Source organism: Burkholderia sp. 567 (genome assembly GCF_040545115.1).
Taxonomy (GTDB): domain Bacteria; phylum Pseudomonadota; class Gammaproteobacteria; order Burkholderiales; family Burkholderiaceae; genus Burkholderia; species Burkholderia ambifaria.
This window is the reverse complement of the sequence record NZ_JBEPLG010000001.1, coordinates 213169-231058: the sequence shown is the minus strand read 5'-3', so window position 1 is coordinate 231058 and position 17890 is coordinate 213169. Positions and strand designations below refer to the sequence as shown.

At 67.4% G+C, this 17890-nt stretch carries 17 protein-coding genes; 9 read left to right on the top strand and 8 right to left on the bottom strand.

Translation table 11 applies throughout. From position 1 onward, the window contains the following. The first annotated feature begins 233 nt into the window (after window positions 1–233). From hda to panB, 6 genes are read left to right on the top strand one after another with little or no spacing between them, the layout of a single operon-like run. Window positions 234–968 carry a DnaA regulatory inactivator Hda gene (gene hda, locus ABIC50_RS01040; protein ID WP_006760485.1) on the top strand — a complete coding sequence of 245 codons (735 nt, stop codon included), beginning with the start codon at window positions 234–236 and terminating at the stop codon, window positions 966–968. A gap of 11 nt (window positions 969–979) precedes the next feature. Beyond that, the gene (locus ABIC50_RS01035) at window positions 980–1657 is read left to right on the top strand and encodes a histidinol-phosphatase (RefSeq protein WP_011656045.1); all 678 of its coding nucleotides are present in this window, start codon (window positions 980–982) and stop codon (window positions 1655–1657) included. Window positions 1658–1662: 5 nt separating this feature from the next. Further along, on the top strand, window positions 1663–3225 hold the full coding sequence (gene pcnB, locus ABIC50_RS01030) for a polynucleotide adenylyltransferase PcnB (RefSeq protein ID WP_354161117.1): 1563 nt from the start codon (window positions 1663–1665) through the stop codon (window positions 3223–3225). A 35-nt stretch (window positions 3226–3260) separates the two neighbouring features. Continuing rightward, on the top strand, window positions 3261–3803 hold the full coding sequence (gene folK, locus ABIC50_RS01025) for a 2-amino-4-hydroxy-6-hydroxymethyldihydropteridine diphosphokinase (RefSeq protein WP_006750662.1): 543 nt from the start codon (window positions 3261–3263) through the stop codon (window positions 3801–3803). Next, a complete protein-coding gene (locus ABIC50_RS01020) occupies window positions 3800–4486 on the top strand; it encodes a deoxynucleoside kinase (protein WP_175701950.1) in 687 nt (228 codons plus the stop codon). Before folK ends, ABIC50_RS01020 begins: the two co-directional genes overlap by 4 nt. 41 nt (window positions 4487–4527) lie before the next feature. After that, window positions 4528–5343, top strand: a complete 816-nt coding sequence (panB, locus tag ABIC50_RS01015; RefSeq protein ID WP_354161114.1) for a 3-methyl-2-oxobutanoate hydroxymethyltransferase — start codon at window positions 4528–4530, stop codon at window positions 5341–5343. Window positions 5344–5494: 151 nt separating this feature from the next. Here the strand turns inward: panB and ABIC50_RS01010 are convergent, their stop codons facing one another. The 5 genes from ABIC50_RS01010 to grpE all read right to left on the bottom strand — a co-directional run bounded on the left by ABIC50_RS01010 (window position 5495) and on the right by grpE (window position 11901). Further along, window positions 5495–7414 carry a chorismate-binding protein gene (locus ABIC50_RS01010; protein ID WP_354161111.1) on the bottom strand — a complete coding sequence of 640 codons (1920 nt, stop codon included), beginning with the start codon at window positions 7412–7414 and terminating at the stop codon, window positions 5495–5497. Between the two features lie 4 nt (window positions 7415–7418). Continuing rightward, on the bottom strand, window positions 7419–8552 hold the full coding sequence (gene dnaJ, locus ABIC50_RS01005) for a molecular chaperone DnaJ (RefSeq protein ID WP_354161108.1): 1134 nt from the start codon (window positions 8550–8552) through the stop codon (window positions 7419–7421). A gap of 253 nt (window positions 8553–8805) precedes the next feature. Beyond that, window positions 8806–10758 (bottom strand): molecular chaperone DnaK, encoded by a 1953-nt coding sequence (gene dnaK / locus ABIC50_RS01000; RefSeq protein WP_011656038.1) that lies wholly within the window; start codon window positions 10756–10758, stop codon window positions 8806–8808. Between the two features lie 146 nt (window positions 10759–10904). Then, complete coding sequence (locus ABIC50_RS00995; protein ID WP_354161105.1) at window positions 10905–11345, bottom strand: thioredoxin family protein; 441 nt, start codon at window positions 11343–11345, stop codon at window positions 10905–10907. 10 nt (window positions 11346–11355) lie between these two features. After that, the gene (gene grpE / locus ABIC50_RS00990) at window positions 11356–11901 is read right to left on the bottom strand and encodes a nucleotide exchange factor GrpE (protein ID WP_006752736.1); all 546 of its coding nucleotides are present in this window, start codon (window positions 11899–11901) and stop codon (window positions 11356–11358) included. Window positions 11902–12254: 353 nt separating this feature from the next. On the opposite strand from grpE, the gene ABIC50_RS00985 reads away from it, so the two are divergent. Beyond that, window positions 12255–12416 (top strand): hypothetical protein, encoded by a 162-nt coding sequence (locus ABIC50_RS00985; protein ID WP_006752735.1) that lies wholly within the window; start codon window positions 12255–12257, stop codon window positions 12414–12416. Here ABIC50_RS00985 and ABIC50_RS00980 read toward each other — a convergent pair. The 3 genes from ABIC50_RS00980 to hrcA all read right to left on the bottom strand — a co-directional run bounded on the left by ABIC50_RS00980 (window position 12388) and on the right by hrcA (window position 15115). Further along, entirely contained in the window at window positions 12388–12795 is a 408-nt protein-coding gene (locus ABIC50_RS00980) for an RNA-binding S4 domain-containing protein (RefSeq protein ID WP_006752734.1), read from the bottom strand. The two genes, ABIC50_RS00985 and ABIC50_RS00980, sit on opposite strands and share 29 nt — an antisense overlap. Before the next feature lie 95 nt (window positions 12796–12890). Then, a complete protein-coding gene (hemH, locus tag ABIC50_RS00975) occupies window positions 12891–13955 on the bottom strand; it encodes a ferrochelatase (RefSeq protein ID WP_165750910.1) in 1065 nt (354 codons plus the stop codon). Between the two features lie 137 nt (window positions 13956–14092). Then, window positions 14093–15115, bottom strand: a complete 1023-nt coding sequence (gene hrcA, locus ABIC50_RS00970) for a heat-inducible transcriptional repressor HrcA (RefSeq protein WP_011656033.1) — start codon at window positions 15113–15115, stop codon at window positions 14093–14095. 130 nt (window positions 15116–15245) lie between these two features. Between hrcA and ABIC50_RS00965 the strand changes: the two genes are divergently transcribed. Then, window positions 15246–16148 carry an NAD kinase gene (locus tag ABIC50_RS00965; protein WP_006752731.1) on the top strand — a complete coding sequence of 301 codons (903 nt, stop codon included), beginning with the start codon at window positions 15246–15248 and terminating at the stop codon, window positions 16146–16148. Window positions 16149–16167: 19 nt separating this feature from the next. After that, the gene (gene recN / locus ABIC50_RS00960) at window positions 16168–17817 is read left to right on the top strand and encodes a DNA repair protein RecN (protein ID WP_126227198.1); all 1650 of its coding nucleotides are present in this window, start codon (window positions 16168–16170) and stop codon (window positions 17815–17817) included. The last annotated feature ends 73 nt before the right edge of the window (window positions 17818–17890 follow it).

Here is a 17890-nt window from a genome sequence, read left to right as displayed (position 1 = left end):
TGCGATTTTACCCGAAGCCGGCCCGTTGGCCGGAATTCCCAGCACCGAATCGTCAGGGATTGCATCTTGGTCGACACGTCCCCGTTTTCATCGCCCCGCGAGCCGCGCCGAAACCCGCGCGCCGCCGTGCGTGCGGCCGCGTGTGCAGGCGCCGGAGCAGCCCCTCGCGCGTGCCCGGCGTACGGCGCGCCGTACGGCCCGCGTTTCATCAACCGACCCGCATTGTGACTGTTGTGTCCCGTCAACTGACGCTCGATCTCGGCACGCCGCCGCCCGCCACGTTCGACAACTTCATCATGAATGAGGAGAACGACGAGCTCATCTCGCGGCTTCAGAAGCTCGACCTCGCGCTCGCGGCGGGGCCCGTGCCGGACCGGTCGTTCTACATCTGGGGCGAGCCCGGCAGCGGCCGCACCCACTTGCTGCAGGCGCTCGTGAGCGACGCGTCGTACGGCTACGCGCGCTACCTCACACCGCAGAGCCCGCTCGGCGCGTTCACGTTCGACCCGCGCATCGGCATCTACGCGATCGACGACTGCGACCGGATGAGCGACACGCAGCAGGTCGCGCTGTTCAACCTGTTCAACGAGGTCCGCGCGCACCCGTCGAGCGCGTTCGTCGCGGCGGGCCCCGCGGCGCCGCTCGCGCTCGACGTGCGCGAGGATCTGCGCACGCGCCTCGGCTGGGGGCTCGTGTTCCACCTGTCGCCGCCGTCCGACGCCGGCAAGATCGCCGTGCTGAAGCTCGCGGCCAAGGAGCGCGGGATCGCGCTCACCGACGACATCGCCGCGTACCTGCTGACCCATTTCCGCCGCGACATGCCCAGCCTGATGGCGCTGCTCGACGCGCTCGACCGCTTCTCGCTCGAGCAGAAACGCGCCGTCACGCTGCCCTTGCTGCGCCGGATGCTGGCGCGCCCCGGCGACGACATCGCACCGCCCGGCACAGGCCCCAACCGCTTCGAGTAAAATGCGCATCCATGACTAATCTGGCACTCTTTGACCTCGATCACACGCTGATCCCGACCGATAGCGACCACGAATGGGGTCGCTTCATGGTGAAGCTCGGCATCGTCGACGCGGAAAGCTTCTCGCGTCAGAACGATCAGTTCTTCGCCGACTACAAGGCCGGCAAGCTCGACATCCATGCGTATCTGTGCGCGATGCTCACGCCGCTCGCGAAGTACTCGCGCGCGCAGCTCGCCGAATGGCACGAGCAGTACATGCACGAGGTGATCCGCCCCGCGATGACGCCCGCCGCGCTCGAACTCGTGCGCAAGCACGTCGATGCCGGCGATCTGTGCTGCGTCGTGACGGCGACCAACGAATTCATCACGCGTCCGATCGCGACCGCGTTCGGTGTCGACACGCTGATCGCGTGCGAGGTCGAAACGACCGACGGGCACCCCGACTCGCCGTACACGGGCCGGCCGACCGGCACGCCGAGCTATCGCGAAGGCAAGATCGTGCGCACCGAAGCATGGCTCGCGTCGCTCGGCAAGCACTGGGACGACTTCGAACACAGCTACTTCTACAGCGACTCGCACAACGACATTCCGTTGCTCGAGAAAGTCACCGACCCGATCGCGACCAACCCCGACGACACGCTGCGTGCGCATGCAAGCAACCGCGGCTGGCGCATCCTGGATCTCTTCTGAACGTCGTGATCAAAAAATTCATTCGCAAGCTGCTCGGCCAGGACGACGCCGAACAAACGTCACCCGTCGAGGCGCCCGCCGTCGAAACGGCCCCCGCTCCACGCCCCGCGAAGGGTAGCCGCGGTGGCGGCGCTGCCAAAAAGCCGCGCGGCAATCACGAACCGACCGTCGTGCCGGCCAGCGTGCACCAGATCGATCCCTCGCTGATCTCGCGGAACGCGGTGCGCGTGACCGATACGCTGCAGCAGGCGGGTTTTCGCGCGTTCATCGTCGGCGGCGCGGTGCGCGACCTGCTGCTCGGCATCGCGCCGAAGGACTTCGACGTCGCGACCGACGCGACGCCGACCGAGGTGCAGCGCCTGTTCCGCCGTGCGCGCCTGATCGGCCGCCGCTTCCAGATCGTCCACGTGCAGTTCGGCCAGGAACTGATCGAGGTGTCGACGTTCCGCGCCATGGTCGACGCGCCGCCCGAAGCCGCCGCGGCCGAGCCGCCGAAGCGGCTGAAGCGCGACGAACTCGATCGCCGCACGCATGCGGTCGATGCAAGCGGCCGCGTGCTGCGCGACAACGTCTGGGGCGAACAGCACGAAGACGCCGCGCGCCGAGACTTCACGATCAACGCGATGTACTACGACCCGTCGACGCAGACGGTGCTCGACTACCACGACGGGATGGCCGACATCCGCGCCCGCCTGCTGCGGATGATCGGCGATCCGGCCACGCGCTATCGCGAGGATCCGGTGCGGATGCTGCGCGTCGTGCGCTTCGCGGCGAAGCTCGGCTTCGAGATCGAGACGCACACGCGCGAGCCGATCAACGCGTTGGCCGACCTGATCAACAACGTGCCGGCCGCGCGCCTGTTCGACGAAATGCTGAAGCTGCTGCTGTCGGGACAGGCGCTCGCGTGCCTGCAACGGCTGCGCAAGGAAGGCCTGCACCACGGGCTGCTGCCGCTCCTCGACGTCGTGCTCGAACAGCCGCAGGGCGAGAAGTTCATCACGCTCGCGCTGAACAACACCGACGCGCGCGTGCGCGCCGGCAAGACGGTGTCGCCGGGCTTCCTGTTCGCGACGCTGCTGTGGCACGACATGCGCCAGCGCTTCGAACAGTACACGGCCGAAGGCGAAATCCCGGTGCCGGCGCTCCATCGCGCGATGGACGACGTGATCGACATGCAGACCGAGAAGCTCGCGATCCACAAGCGCTACTCGGCCGACATGCGCGAAATCTGGGGCCTGCAGTTGCGCCTGGAAAAACGCTCGGGCCGCAGCGCGATGCGGCTGCTGGAACACCAAAGGTTTAGAGCGGGGTATGATTTCCTCCTGTTACGCTGCGAATCCGGCGAGCTGGAAGCAGCTGTCGGCCAGTGGTGGACGGATTTCATCGAAGGCGACGCAGCCGCTCGTGAGGCACTTCTCACGCAAGGCGGCTCGAAGGAAAAATCGCCCCGCAAGCGGCGCCGCCGCGGTGGTGTGCGAAACCGCAAGCCGGACGAAGGCGCAGCCGAGCAGGCGCCGGACACCGCAGGCGGTACCGCGAGCGGTACCGCGGGCGGTTCCGACGACTGACGCGCTCGCCGGCGAACGACGTAGGAAGTGATGCCATGACGGTTGCATATATCGGACTGGGGGCGAATCTCGGCGATGCACGCCAGACCCTGAAGGACGCGGTGGTGTGCCTTGCGCAGCAGCGCACCATCTCGATCCTCGGCAAGTCGAGCCTGTATCGCACGGCGCCCTTCGAGGCGGGCGGCGACGATTACTACAACTGCGTCGTCAAGCTCGACACGACGCTGTCGGCCCGCGAGCTGCTCGCGCTCTGCCAGAAGATCGAACATCACTTCGGGCGTGAGCGCCCGTATCGCAACGCGCCGCGCACGCTCGACCTCGACATCCTGCTGTTCGGCACCGACTCGATCGACGAACCCGACCTGATCGTCCCGCATCCGCGCCTCACCGATCGCGCCTTCGCGCTCGTGCCGCTCGTCGAGATCGAGCCGGCGCTCGACATCCCGGCGCGCGGCCGCGCCGATGCATTCCTCGCCGCCGTCGCCGACCAGCGCGTCGAGAAGGTGCAGACCTGTCAATGCCTGATGCAGAAGGCCCTGGCCGCCGGCGCAGACGCCGACAAGAACCGCTGCCCATGAACACCACTCCGCTGACCGTCACCGCCCCCGACCTGCGCGCCCCCCATCGCTATCTCGTGATCGAAGGCCCGATCGGCGTCGGCAAGACGACGCTCGCGCGTTTGCTCGGCGAGCGCTGGTCGATGCAGGCGCTGCTCGAACGCCCGCAGGACAATCCGTTCCTCGAACGCTTCTACCGCGACACCGCGCGCTACGCGCTGCCCGCGCAGCTGTCGTTCGCGCTGGAGCGCGCGCAGCAGGCGCGCGAACTGATCGGCGCGCTCGATACGGGCCGGCCCGTCGTCGCCGACTACATGCCGCAGAAGAACGACATCTTCGCGCGGCTGAACCTGCCGGAAGACGAATGGCAGCTGTATCGGTCGATCGCGACGCACCTCGATGTGCCGCAGGCGCCCGCGCCCGATCTCGTCGTCTACCTGCAGGCGAGCCCCGAGGTGCTGTTCTCGCGCATCCAGAAGCGCGGGCTGCCGATGGAACTGCAGATCAGCGACGCGTACCTGCGCTCGCTCGTCGACGCGTACAACGAATTCTTCTACCACTACGACCGCACGCCGGTACTGACGGTCGCAGCCGAACACCTGAACCCGCAGGATTCCCCCGAAGACCTCGCGCTGCTGATCGAGCGCATCGAGACGATGCGCGGCCGCAAGGAATCCTTCGTCAAGGGCGAGACGACGCGCTGACGCGTCCTCGCCTGTCGTTTTCACATCGAACCGGATTTCCCATGACCTATCTCCAGGAATCGAGCCGGCCTGCCGTCACGGTGCCGAAGCTGCAGGCAATGCGCGATGCCGGCGAGAAGATCGCGATGCTCACCTGCTACGACGCGAGCTTTGCCGCGCTGCTCGACCGCTCGGGCGTCGACGTGCTGCTGATCGGCGATTCGCTCGGCAACGTACTGCAGGGCCACACGACCACGCTGCCCGTGTCGCTCGACGACATCGCGTACCACACCGCCTGTGTCGCGCGTGCGCAGCCGCGCGCGCTGATCATCGCCGACCTGCCGTTCGGCACCTACGGCACGCCGGCCGAGGCATTCGCGAGCGCCGTGAAGCTGATGCGCGCCGGTGCGCAGATGATCAAGCTCGAAGGCGGCGAGTGGCTCGCCGAAACGATCCGCTTCCTCGTCGAGCGTGCGGTGCCCGTGTGTGCGCACGTCGGCCTCACGCCGCAGTCGGTGCACGCGTTCGGCGGCTTCAAGGTACAGGGCAAGACCGAGGCCGGCGCCGCGCAACTGCTGCGCGACGCGCGCGCGGTCGAGGATGCCGGTGCGCAACTCGTCGTGCTCGAAGCGGTGCCGACGCTCGTCGCATCCGAAGTCACGCACATGCTCAGGATTCCGACGATCGGCATCGGCGCAGGCACCGACTGCTCGGGCCAGGTGCTCGTGCTGCACGACATGCTCGGCATTTTCCCCGGCAAACGTCCGCGCTTCGTGAAGGACTTCATGCAGGGCCAGCCGACCATTCAGGCGGCCGTCGAAGCCTATGTGCGCGCAGTGAAGGACGGCTCGTTCCCCGGCCCGGAACATTCGTTCTGACGCGCGGCCGGCGACTCGTTCGCCGGCGTCGTCTCGATGCAAAAAAAGCGCGGCACCCTTTGCGGGGTGCCGCGCTTTTTTGTCCGGACGCCCGGTTGCCGAAGGTGTGCGGCACCGGTCCTTCGGGCACGCGGCCCGAACCCTCAGTGCGTCATGTCAATACCGCGTCGAGCGCGCCACGCAGCGCGTTGGTCAGCAGCAGCGCTTGCGCGCGCGCAAGGTCGTCACGCGTGACGATACGCTCCACCGCGCCGAACGCGCGGTCGTCGAGCAGCACGCCGCGCATCACGCCCGGCAGCACGCCACTCGCCAGCGGCGGCGTCACCCACTGGCCGTCGAGCTTCACGAACAGGTTCGAGCGGCCGCCTTCCGTCACCTCGCCGCGCTCGTTGACGAACAGCATGTCGAAGCCGCCGAGCGCATCCGCCGCCTGCCACGCGCGATCGTATTCGGCGCGACGCGTGGTCTTGTGCAGCAGCAGCGCGTCGTCGGTGCGGGTCGGCGCGAAGCCGTGCTCGGACGCGAGCATCACGCGGACCGGCCCCGCGGGGAGCGGCTTCAGCGGCGCGGCCATGATCTCGACCGCGCCGTCCTTCGCGAGCGCGAGCTTCATCCGGTACGGGCCATCGCCGTCGAGCGCCGCGCAACGGGCATCGACCTCGCGACGCAATGCGTCGGCGTCGAGACGGAAGCCGAATGCATCCGCGCTACCTTGCAGCCGCGCGAGATGGCGCTCGAAATACCGAATACCGTCCGCACGGGTGGCCGCCATGGTTTCGAACAACTGGAAGCCGGGATCGGCGTCGGTCAGGAATCGTGCTTTCAATTCACACTCCGCATATTCGTCGGCGGCCACGCTGTCGAGCACGATGCCCGCGCCGACCCCCATCGTGCCGCGCCGTCGGCCGGCCCGGCGAGCCGCCGCGTCGCGCGCGTCGACCGTTGCGACAGCATCGATGCCGACCGCATCGAGCGTCAGCGTCCGGATCGCGACCGACAGGCAGAAATCGCCGCAGCCGGCCACGCCGCCCGGCGCCGCGCCGCCTGTCGACTGATCTTCCTTCCGCGCATCGAGCCAGCCGATCGCGCCCGTATAGAGGCCGCGCGGCGTCGACTCGATCGCGTCGATCAATTCCATCGTCTTGTGCTTCGGCGCACCGGTGATCGATCCGCATGGAAACAGTGCGCGCAGCATCTGCGCGAACGTCGTCCCGTCGCGCCAGCCGGCCTCGACCGTCGACGTCATCTGCCACACCGACGCATACGGCTCGACCGAGAACAGCGCCGGCACCTTGACCGTGCCCGTGCGCGCGATCCGCGACACGTCGTTGCGCAGCAAGTCGACGATCATCACGTTTTCCGCGCGGTTCTTCGGATCGTTCGCGAGGAACGCGGCGGCCGCCGCATCGTCACGCGGATCGGCCGAGCGCGGCGCGGTGCCCTTCATCGGCCGCGCGCGCAGCACGTCGCCGTGCTTCTCGACGAACAGCTCCGGCGAGCACGACACGACCCACGCGCCGCAGGGCAGCGCGATCAGCGCGCCGTAACGCACGGGCTGACGCGCGCGCAGCCGCCGGTACAGCGCGGTCGGCGTGCCGAACATGTCGAAATTCAGCCGGTACGTATAGTTGATCTGGTACGAGTCGCCCGCGCGAAGCGCATCGTGCACGGCGGCGATCGCCGCGTCGAACGCGTCACGCGACACGCTCTTCGCGACGTGCGCGACGCCGGCGATCGACGGCGCGCCGCCGCCATCCTGCTGCGCGAGCCACGCGTCGACTTCGTCGCGCGACAGGCGCTCGCAGCGCGCATACAGCAAAAAGCGCAGCGGGGCATGGCCCGGCTGCGCTCTTTCCAGATTGCGTCCGAATTCGTAATCGCCGACGACGACCGCATGCAGCCCGTCGCGCAGATCCTGCGCCACCGCCGCATCGACTTCGTCGAGCCGCGCCGGATCCGTGCATACGCGTTCGCGCACGAAACCGGAATACAAACGACTCGACCGCGCAACCGCGGTCGAGTCGCAATCGTCCAAGAGCGCGAATGACGCGCTCTCGTTGCCTTCAGTCATGCCGTTACTCGAAGAAGCTCTTCACCCGGTCGAACCAGCTCTTGCTCTGCGGGCTGTGACGCGCACCGCCCTCGGCCAGCGACTTCTCGAACTGCTTGAGCAGGTCGCGCTGCTGGTCGGTCAGCTTCACGGGCGTCTCGACCTGCACGTGTACGTACAGATCGCCCGCGATGCTCGAACGCAGACCCTTGATGCCCTTGCCGCGCAGGCGGAACGTCTTGCCCGACTGCGTGCCTTCCGGCACCGGGAACGATGCGCGGCCGGCCAGCGTCGGCACCTCGATCTCGCCGCCGAGTGCGGCGGTCGTGAACGGGATCGGCATCTGGCAGTGCAGATCGTCGCCGTCGCGCTCGAACACCGAATGCGGCTTGATGTGGATCTCGACGTACAGATCGCCCGGCGGCCCGCCGTTGATGCCGGGCTCGCCGTTGCCGGCCGAGCGGATCCGCATCCCGTCGTCGATGCCGGCCGGGATCTTCACTTCCAGCGTCTTGGTTTCCTTCACCTTGCCCGACCCGTGGCAGTGCACGCACGGTTCCGGGATGTAGGTGCCGGTGCCGTGGCACTTCGGACAGGTCTGCTGGATGCTGAAGAAACCCTGCGACATGCGCACCGTGCCCTGGCCGTGACAGGTCGGGCAGGTTTCCGGCTTCGTGCCGGGCTTCGCGCCCGAGCCGTGACAGACTTCGCACGACACCCAGCTCGGCACGCGGATCTGCGTGTCGTAGCCGTGCGCCGCCTGCTCGAGCGTGATTTCCATGCTGTAGCGCAGGTCGGCTCCGCGATACACCTGCGGGCCGCGGCCGCCGCGCGCGGCGCCGCCCGCGGCCTGGCCGAAGATGTCGCCGAAGATATCGCCGAACGCATCCGCGAAACCGCCGAAACCCTGGCCGCCCGCACCGCCCATGTTCGGATCGACGCCCGCGTGGCCGTACTGGTCGTACGCCGCCCGCTTCTGGCCGTCCGACAGCATTTCATAGGCTTCCTTCGCCTCCTTGAAATGCTCTTCCGCATCCTTGCTGTCCGGATTGCGGTCAGGGTGATACTTCATCGCAAGCTTGCGATATGCCTTCTTGATTTCGTCGTCGCTCGCGTTCTTCGCGACGCCCAGAACCTCGTAGTAATCCCGTTTCGCCATATCGATTCATGTGCCTTCGCGCGTCGCACGCGCGGCGGCTCCTTTCGCCCGCAGTAAAGTCTCTCGACTCGTCTGGCGCTGCGCCGTCCGCGGACGGCTCGCGCAGCACCCGCCAAAAAACAAATGTGCCCGGAGGGCCGCGAAGCCCGCCAGGCGTGGAGTCGATCCGGCCATCCGGAAGGGAAAGACAGACCGCTGTTCAACCGCGCCGCGCGCGTATCGCGCGCGGCGTGCGGTGCCATGGCAACCTGGCTTAGTCCTTCTTCACTTCCTTGAACTCGGCGTCGACGACGTCGTCGGCGGCCTGCTGCGCACCACCCGCGTGGGCCGCGCCTTCCGCTGCACCCGCCGCGCCGGCCGCACCGGCCTGCTGCGCCTGCATGTCGGCGTACATCTTTTCACCGAGCTTCTGCGAAACCTGACCGAGTTCCTCGACCTTCGCGTCGATCGCCGCCTTGTCGGCCGACGTATCCTTCAGCGCGTCCTCGAGCGACTTCAGCGCCGCCTCGATCTTCTCCTTCTCGCCCGCGTCCAGCTTGTCGCCGTACTCGGTGAGCGCCTTCTTCGTGCTGTGGACCAGCGCGTCGCCCTGGTTGCGCGAATCAGCCAGCTCGCGCAGCTTGTGGTCTTCCGCTGCGTTCGCTTCCGCGTCCTTGATCATTTGATCGATTTCGGCGTCGGTCAGGCCCGAGTTCGCCTTGATCGTGATCTTGTTTTCCTTGCCGGTCGCCTTGTCCTTCGCGCCGACGTGCAGGATGCCGTTCGCGTCGATGTCGAAGGTCACTTCGATCTGCGGCACGCCGCGCGGCGACGGCGGGATGCCTTCGAGGTTGAACTCGCCGAGCAGCTTGTTGCCTGCCGCCATCTCGCGTTCGCCCTGGAACACCTTGATCGTCACGGCCGACTGGTTGTCGTCCGCCGTCGAATACACCTGTGCGTGCTTCGTCGGGATCGTCGTGTTCTTGCTGATCATCTTCGTCATCACGCCGCCGAGCGTCTCGATACCGAGCGACAGCGGGGTCACGTCGAGCAGCAGCACGTCCTTGCGGTCGCCCGACAGCACCTGGCCCTGGATCGCCGCGCCAACCGCGACGGCTTCGTCCGGGTTCACGTCACGGCGCGGATCCTTGCCGAAGAACTCCTTCACCTTCTCCTGCACCTTCGGCATGCGGGTCTGGCCGCCGACCAGGATCACGTCGTCGATGTCCGACACCTTGACGCCGGCGTCCTTGATCGCGATGCGGCACGGTTCGATCGTGCGCTCGACGAGGTCCTCGACCAGCGCTTCCAGCTTCGCGCGGGTGATCTTCAGGTTCAAGTGCTTCGGACCCGATGCGTCGGCCGTGATGTACGGCAGGTTGATTTCGGTCTGCTGGCTCGACGACAGCTCGATCTTTGCCTTTTCGGCCGCTTCCTTCAGGCGCTGCAGCGCGAGCACGTCCTTCGACAGGTCGACGCCCTGCTCCTTCTTGAACTCGCCGATGATGTAATCGATGATGCGCTGGTCGAAGTCCTCGCCGCCGAGGAACGTGTCGCCGTTGGTCGACAGCACTTCGAACTGCATTTCGCCGTCGACGTCCGCGATCTCGATGATCGACACGTCGAACGTGCCGCCGCCGAGGTCATACACGGCGATCTTGCGGTCGCCCTTCTCGGCCTTGTCGAGGCCGAATGCGAGCGCGGCCGCGGTCGGCTCGTTGATGATCCGCTTGACTTCGAGGCCCGCGATGCGGCCGGCGTCCTTGGTGGCCTGGCGCTGGCTGTCGTTGAAGTACGCCGGCACCGTGATCACGGCTTCCGTGACCGGCTCGCCGAGGTAGTCTTCGGCCGTCTTCTTCATCTTGCGCAGCACTTCCGCCGAAACCTGCGGCGGCGCGAGCTTCTCGCCGTGCGCTTCGACCCATGCGTCGCCGTTGTCGGCCTTGATGATCGCGTACGGCATCAGGCCGATGTCCTTCTGGACTTCCTTCTCTTCGAAGCGGCGGCCGATCAGGCGCTTCACGGCGAACAGCGTGTTCCGCGGGTTGGTCACGGACTGACGCTTGGCCGGCGCGCCGACGAGCACTTCGTTATCGTCCATGTAGGCGATGATCGACGGCGTCGTGCGCGTGCCTTCCGAGTTCTCGATGACCTTGACCTGGTTGCCTTCCATGATGGCGACGCACGAGTTCGTGGTGCCGAGGTCAATACCGATGATCTTTCCCATTTTCCTAATCTCCAGAAATGCTTGTTTGCTGCGCGAAACCCCGCGTTTTTGGGCGGTTTCGCGCGCCTGAATTCAACTCTGTTCCCGAAATGCGTCCGGCCGGCCCGTTTTCAAGACCCGCCCAGCGATGCGGATATTAAATTTTTTCAATCGCCGCCGGTAGCTGGATCGTGCGGGCCGCCGTCGCGCTCGGCCGGCTGCGCGCCGGCCGCGGCGAACTTCGCGCGCGCCGCCGACACCGCCGCCTGGAACTGCGCGAGGCCATGCCAGCCGGTCGCGCGGCCGAGCCGCTTGCCGCGGTGGAAGAAGAACCACGTCGGCACGCCGTGCAGGCCGAAGCGGCGCCCAAGCTCCGGGTATTCGTACACGTTGCAGTGGAACCACTTCAGGCCCAGCGCGCGGATCGCGCCCGGCTGGGCGAGCATCGCCTTCTTCGCGATCTCGCAATTGAAGCAGTCGACGCCCCAGAAGAACACCACGGCGAGCGCGTCGCCGGCGCCGGCGACACCAGCGTCGAACGTGTCGGGCGCCAGCGCCTGCATGTCGAACGCGTTGAACGCGGCCGGATCGACGCCGGCGGGAATCATCGCGACAGCCTTACTTCGGCTGGGCGACCGTGACGAGCGCCGGGCGCAGCACGCGGTCGGCGATCATGTAGCCCTTTTGCAGGACGGTCACGACGGTATTCGGCTCCTGCTCGGCCGGCACCATCGAAATCGCCTGGTGCTGGTGCGGATCGAACTTCTCGCCGACCGGGTTGATCGCGACGACGCGGCCCTTCTCGAGCGCGCTCGTCAGCTGGCGCAGCGTCAGCTCGACGCCTTCGCGCACCTTCGTGATGTCGCCGGACGTGTCGCCGACGGCCGCTTCGAGGCTGTCCAGCACCGGCAGCAGGTGCTCGGCGAAGCTCTCGATCGCAAACTTGTGCGCCTTCGAGACGTCGTCCTGCGCGCGGCGGCGGACGTTCTCCGTCTCGGCCTTCGCCCGGAGATAGCTCTCCTGCAGCTCGGCGACCTTGGCTTGAGCCTCCGCGAGCGCCGCGTCGGCTGCTTCGGCGGCGGGAGCAGCGCCTTGCGCCGCCTGCTTCTCGCTGCCGATGTCATCGGCCGATGGGGTAGCCGGGTTCTCTTGCGTGTTTTCCATGTCGCTGAAAGTCGATTAGAGGTTGAAGCCAAATCGGCAACCGCCGGACCGTATACCCGGCGGCACCGCACATTCACGGTGCAAATAAGGGCGAAAACTGCGACTTCAAGAGGGTTATTCGCCGGCATTCGCCAATGCCGAGAAACAACCGCGCTGCGCGCCGCCCCATTGCGCGCATTTGCCGCCAAACCGGACGAAACGACCGGTAACAACGCTTACCTGACTAGTACTAGCTCGGCTCGAGGGGCTGCACTACACTCCAACTCAAGCGTCGGAAAGCGTGTTTACCCCTAGCTGACCGCCGCCTGACATTCACCTGGCGCCGCATTCAACCGTCCCACGAGGCGAGTACCGTGAAACTGACCTTTGCCATATCGGTGGTCGCGCTGGTACTGATTGCCGGCACCACCACCATCTGCCTGTCGGGAGCCGTCACCGACCGCACGACCGAATACGGAAGCGCGCGGGCGACGTTCGACCAGATGTTCAGCTTCCACCCGAAAATCTGTCGATGATGCGCCGGTCACGCTTGGTCGGCCGGCCGTGCAGTTCCGCCGCCGGCTCCCGATACGTGCGGCGCCGTTCCAGTTCGGCGAGCCGCGCGGCTCGCCCGGCCTCCGTTTCCGCGTAGAGCGTCTGCGCGATGCTCGCCGGCCCGCGCACGTCGCAAATTCCCAGCACGGCAATGTGCCAGACGACACCGTCGATCGCAATCTCGACCTCGTCGCCGACGCGCACGTCCTTCGCCGGCTTCACCGCCGCGCCGCCGATCTTCACGTGCCCCTTGTCGACCGCGTCGGACGCGAGCGAGCGCGTCTTGAAGAAGCGGGCTGCCCACAGCCATTTGTCGATGCGCAGCCGCGCGCCGGGTTCCGTCGAAATCTTGTAGTTCATGTCAGCCTCCGCCGTGCCACCCCATCGCCACCGAACGCCCGCTCGAACGGCGAACGCAGTGCGCACAGGGGGCGGGCCGTCATTTCAGTTCACCTTCAGTTCACCATGTCGGGCTGCGCGGCCTTCACCGGCCAGCCCTGCAGATTCTCGGCGACGATCTCGCCGAGCGCGCCGATCCATGCGTGCGCGCCGTTCAGGCACGGAATCCGGTGGAACGCCTGGCCGCCGCCCGCGATGAACTCGTCGCGCACCTCCATCCCGATCTCCTCGATCGTCTCCAGGCAATCGGCCGTAAAACCGGGACAGAACACGTCGGCCCGCCGCACGCCGGCCGCGCCGAGCTCACGCAGCGTCGGCGCCGTGTACGGCTGCAGCCATTCGGCCTTGCCGAAGCGTGACTGGAACGTCACGCGGCATTCGAGCGTCGACAGCCCGAGCGCGGCCATCAGCAGCGCGCCCGTCTGCTGGCACTGGTCGTGATAGGGGTCGCCCAGATCGAGCGTGCGTTTCGGCACGCCGTGAAAGCTCAGCACGAGCTTGTCGCCGGCCGCGAAATCGGGCCGGCCGTGCTGCGCCCAGTATTGGCGCACCTGCTCGGCAAGCGCGTGGATGTAGGCCGGATGGTCGGCGTACTGCCGCACCGTGCGCACTTCCGGCTGGTTGCGCATCCGCGCGAGCGCGGCGAACGCGGCATCGAATGCCGTCGCGGTGGTGGACGCCGAGTATTGCGGATACATCGGCATCAGCAGCACGCGCTCGACGCCCGCCCGCTTGAACTGCGCGAGCGCGTGCGCGATGTTCGGGCTGCCGTAGCGCATCGCGTAATCGACCGTTACCTGATAGGCATTCGATGCGAGCAGGTGGCGCACGCCCTCCGTCTGCCGCTCGGTGTAGACGCGCAGCGGCGAACCCTCGGGCATCCAGACGGCCGCGTATTTCTTCGCGGACGCGCGGCCGCGCAGCGGCAGGATCAGCGTGCGCAGCAGTACCTGCCAGACGACCTGCGGGATTTCGACGACGCGAGGATCCGACAGGAATTCGGCCAGATAGCGCCGCACCGCGCGCGGCGTCGGGGCGTCGGGCGTGCCGAGATTGATCAGCAGCACGCCGGTACGATGGGCGGCCGCGACGCTCGAAGGCGGCTCAAGATCGAAACGCATGGGCAGGAACGTGCTCGGGGCACGCAGTCGGACGGCTCTCAATTATAGCGGGCCGCCCCGCTCGGGTCGGCTGGCCGTTCGGCCGAATGGCGGCGCGCGCGCCACCGCGGCACGATGGCGGGGCGGTGCCGGTCAGGTTATTGCTGGCTCAGCGTGAGCGACAGCAGGCGCGCGGTGATGTCGACGATCGGGATCACGCGGTTGTAAGCCATGCGGGTCGGGCCGATCACGCCGAGCGTGCCGACGATCTGGCCGTTCACCTCGTAGGGTGCGGTGACGACGCTCATCTCCTCGATCGGCACGAGCGTCGATTCCCCGCCGATGAAGATCTGCACGCCCTGGGCGTGGCTCGACACGTCGAGCAGTTGCAGGAGGCCCGTCTTTTGGTCGAACACGTCGAACAGCTTGCGCAGCCGCGCCATGTCGGACGACAGATCCGCCACTTCGAGCAGGTTGCGCTCGCCGGAAATGAGCACGGTGTCCTCGGTATCGGGCACCTCGGTGCTGGCCGTCACGGCCGCATGCATCAGCGTGGTCATGTCGCCGCGCAACTGGTCGATCTCGTCGCGCAGGCGGCGGCGCACCTCGTCGAACGACAGCCCGGCGAAATGCGCGTTGATGTAGTTGGATGCCTCGGTCAGCTGCGACGGCGAATAGTCGCGCGGCGTCGCGAGCATCCGGTTCTGCACGTCGCCCTCGGGCGTGACGATGATCAGCAGGATCCGCTTGTCCGACAGGCGCATGAACTCGATCTGCTTGAACACGTGGCTGCGGCGCGGCGTCAGCACGACGCCCGCGAACTGCGACAGGTTCGACAGCACGCTGGCGGCGGCCGCCACCACCCGCTGCTGCGGTTCGCCGGCCTGCAGCGTGTGCTGCACCTGCCGCGCGACGGCCTCGGCGTCGATCGGCGTCTCGACCGTCAGCATCGTGTCCACGAACAGCCGGTAGCCGCGCGGCGTCGGCACGCGGCCGGCCGATGTGTGGGGGCTCGACACAAGGCCGAGCTCCTCCAGGTCGGACATCACGTTGCGGATCGTTGCCGGGCTCAGTTCGAGCCCGGAGTAACGGGACAACGTGCGCGATCCGACCGGCTGACCGTCGGCGATATACCGTTCGATCAGGGTTTTCAGGAGGGTTCGTGCGCGAGGATCTAGCATGGTGGAAAATTTTAGCGCAACCGCGCCAGCACGGCGAGTGGCAGCGGCCCCAGTCGTGCGGGCCGGCCGATCCGGCCCCGTCTGCGCACAACCGGTTCTTTTCGTCAACGAGCTATGGTGTAATGCCGGCATGAAAACCGGTAATCAGTTCAACACTGTCGCGCTCGTCGGCCGGAGCAACACGCCCGGCATCGCCGAGCCGCTCACCACGCTGGCCGGCTGCATCGCGAAGCTGGGCTTCGAGGTCGTGTTCGAAGTCGACACCGCTCGCGAGATCGGCATCTCCGGCTATCCGGCGCTCACCCCGGCCGAGATCGGGGCGCGCGCGGACGTGGCGGTCGTGCTCGGCGGCGACGGCACGATGCTCGGCATCGGCCGCCAGCTCGCGCCGTACAAGACCCCGCTGATCGGGATCAACCACGGGCGGCTCGGCTTCATCACCGACATCGCGGCCGCCGACATGCAGGCGCGCGTGCCGGTGATCCTGTCCGGCAAGTTCGAGCGCGAGGAGCGCTCGCTGCTCGAGGCGCGGATCGTGCGCGACGGCGAACCGATCTACCACGCGCTCGCGTTCAACGACGTCGTCGTGAACCGCAGCGGCTTTTCCGGGATGGTCGAGCTGCGCGCGTCGGTCGACGGCCGGTTCATGTACAACCAGCGTTCGGACGGCCTGATCGTCGCCACGCCGACCGGCTCGACCGCGTACGCGCTGTCGTCGGCCGGCCCGATCCTGCACCCGCAACTCCAGGGCATCGTGCTCGTGCCGATCGCGCCGCACGCGCTGTCGAACCGGCCGATCGTGCTGCCCGACGATTCGAAGATCGCGATCCAGATCGTCGGCGGCCGCGACGTCAACGTGAACTTCGACATGCAGTCGTTCACCGCGCTCGAACTGAACGACACGATCGAGGTGCGCCGCTCGAAGCACACGGTGCCGTTCCTGCATCCGGTCGGCTACAGCTACTACGCGACGCTGCGCAAGAAGCTGCACTGGAACGAACACGCATCGAACGAAGACGACACGGCGTCCTGACGCACCACAGCCCGACACCATGCTCCGCCACCTCTCGATTCGCGACTTCGTCATCGTCGCCGCGCTCGATCTCGAATTCGACAGCGGCTTTACCGTCTTTTCCGGCGAAACCGGCGCCGGCAAATCGATCCTGATCGACGCCCTCGCCCTCGCGCTCGGCGAACGCGCCGACGCGAGCGTCGTGCGCGCCGGCTGCAGCCGTGCCGACATCACCGCCGAATTCACGCCGCACGACCGCGTCGCGCGCTGGCTCGACGAACACGCGTTCGACGCCGAGGACACCGTGATGCTGCGCCGCGTGATCGACGCGAACGGCCGCTCGCGTGCGTTCATCAACGGCACCAGCGCGACGCTCGCGCAACTGCGCGAGCTCGGCGAGATGCTGGTCGACATCCACGGCCAGCACGCGCACCAATTGCTGATGCGGCCCGACGCGCAGCGCGAGCTGTTCGACACGCACGCGGGGCTCGTCGCCGATGCCGCGAACGTCGCCCGCGCGTGGCGCGTATGGCGCGACGCGACGCAGGCGATCGACGCCGCGAAGGCGCACGAGCGCGAACTGCAGCTCGAACGTGAAAAGCTCGCGTGGCAGCTCGCCGAACTCGACAAGCTCGCGCCGCAACCGGGCGAATGGGACGAAGTCGGCAGCGAGCACAAGCGGCTGTCGCACTCGGCGAACCTGATCGCCGGCGTGCAGGGCGCGCTCAACGCGCTGTCCGAGGCCGACGACGCGATGCTCCCGCAGCTCGGCGCGATCGTGTCGAAGCTGCGCAACCTGGCCGACTACGACACGGCGCTCGGCGATGCGCTCGCGTCGCTCGAACCGGCCGAGATCCAGTTGCAGGAAGCCGTCTATTCGCTGTCGCACTACGCGCAGCGCCTCGATCTCGACCCGGCCCGGCTCGCGCAGGTCGAAGCGCGCCTCGACGCGCTGCACACGACCGCCCGCAAGTTCAGGCTGCCGCCCGGCACGCTGCACGAGGAACATGCGGCACGCCGCGCGCAGCTCGCCGCGCTCGACGCGGCCGCCGATCTCGGCGCGCTCGAAGCCGCGCAGGCGAAGGCATGGGAAACCTATCTCGCCGACGCGAAACACCTGTCGAAGGCCCGCACGCAGGCGGCGAAGGCGCTCGGCACGGCCGTCACGGCCGGCATGCAGGAACTGTCGATGGCGGGCGGCAGCTTCGAAGTCGCGCTCGTGCCGCTCGCCGACGGCGGCCCGCATGGGCTCGAGCAGGTTGAATTCCGGGTCGCCGGGCACCCCGGCGTGCCGCTGCGCCCGCTCGCGAAAGTCGCGTCGGGCGGCGAACTCGCGCGGATCAGCCTCGCGCTCGCAGTGATCGCGAGCGCGGCAAGCCCGACCCCGACGCTGATTTTCGACGAAGTCGACACGGGGATCGGCGGCGGCGTCGCCGAGGTGGTCGGCCGCCTGCTGCACCAGCTCGGGCGCGACCGCCAGGTGCTGTGCGTGACGCACCTGCCGCAGGTGGCCGCGCGCGGCGACCATCACTATCAGGTCGCGAAAGGCGCCGACGACCGCGGCGGCACCGTGTCGTCGGTCATCCCGCTCGACAAGGCGAGCCGGGTCGAGGAAGTCGCACGGATGCTCGGCGGCCTCGAGATCACCGCGACGACGCGCAAGCACGCGAAGGAAATGCTGGCCGCGTAAGCCCGCACAAGGCCCGCAGCGGGCCGGAACCGGAACGCGGCAACACTTCGCTCCGCACCGCCACAACTCGCGC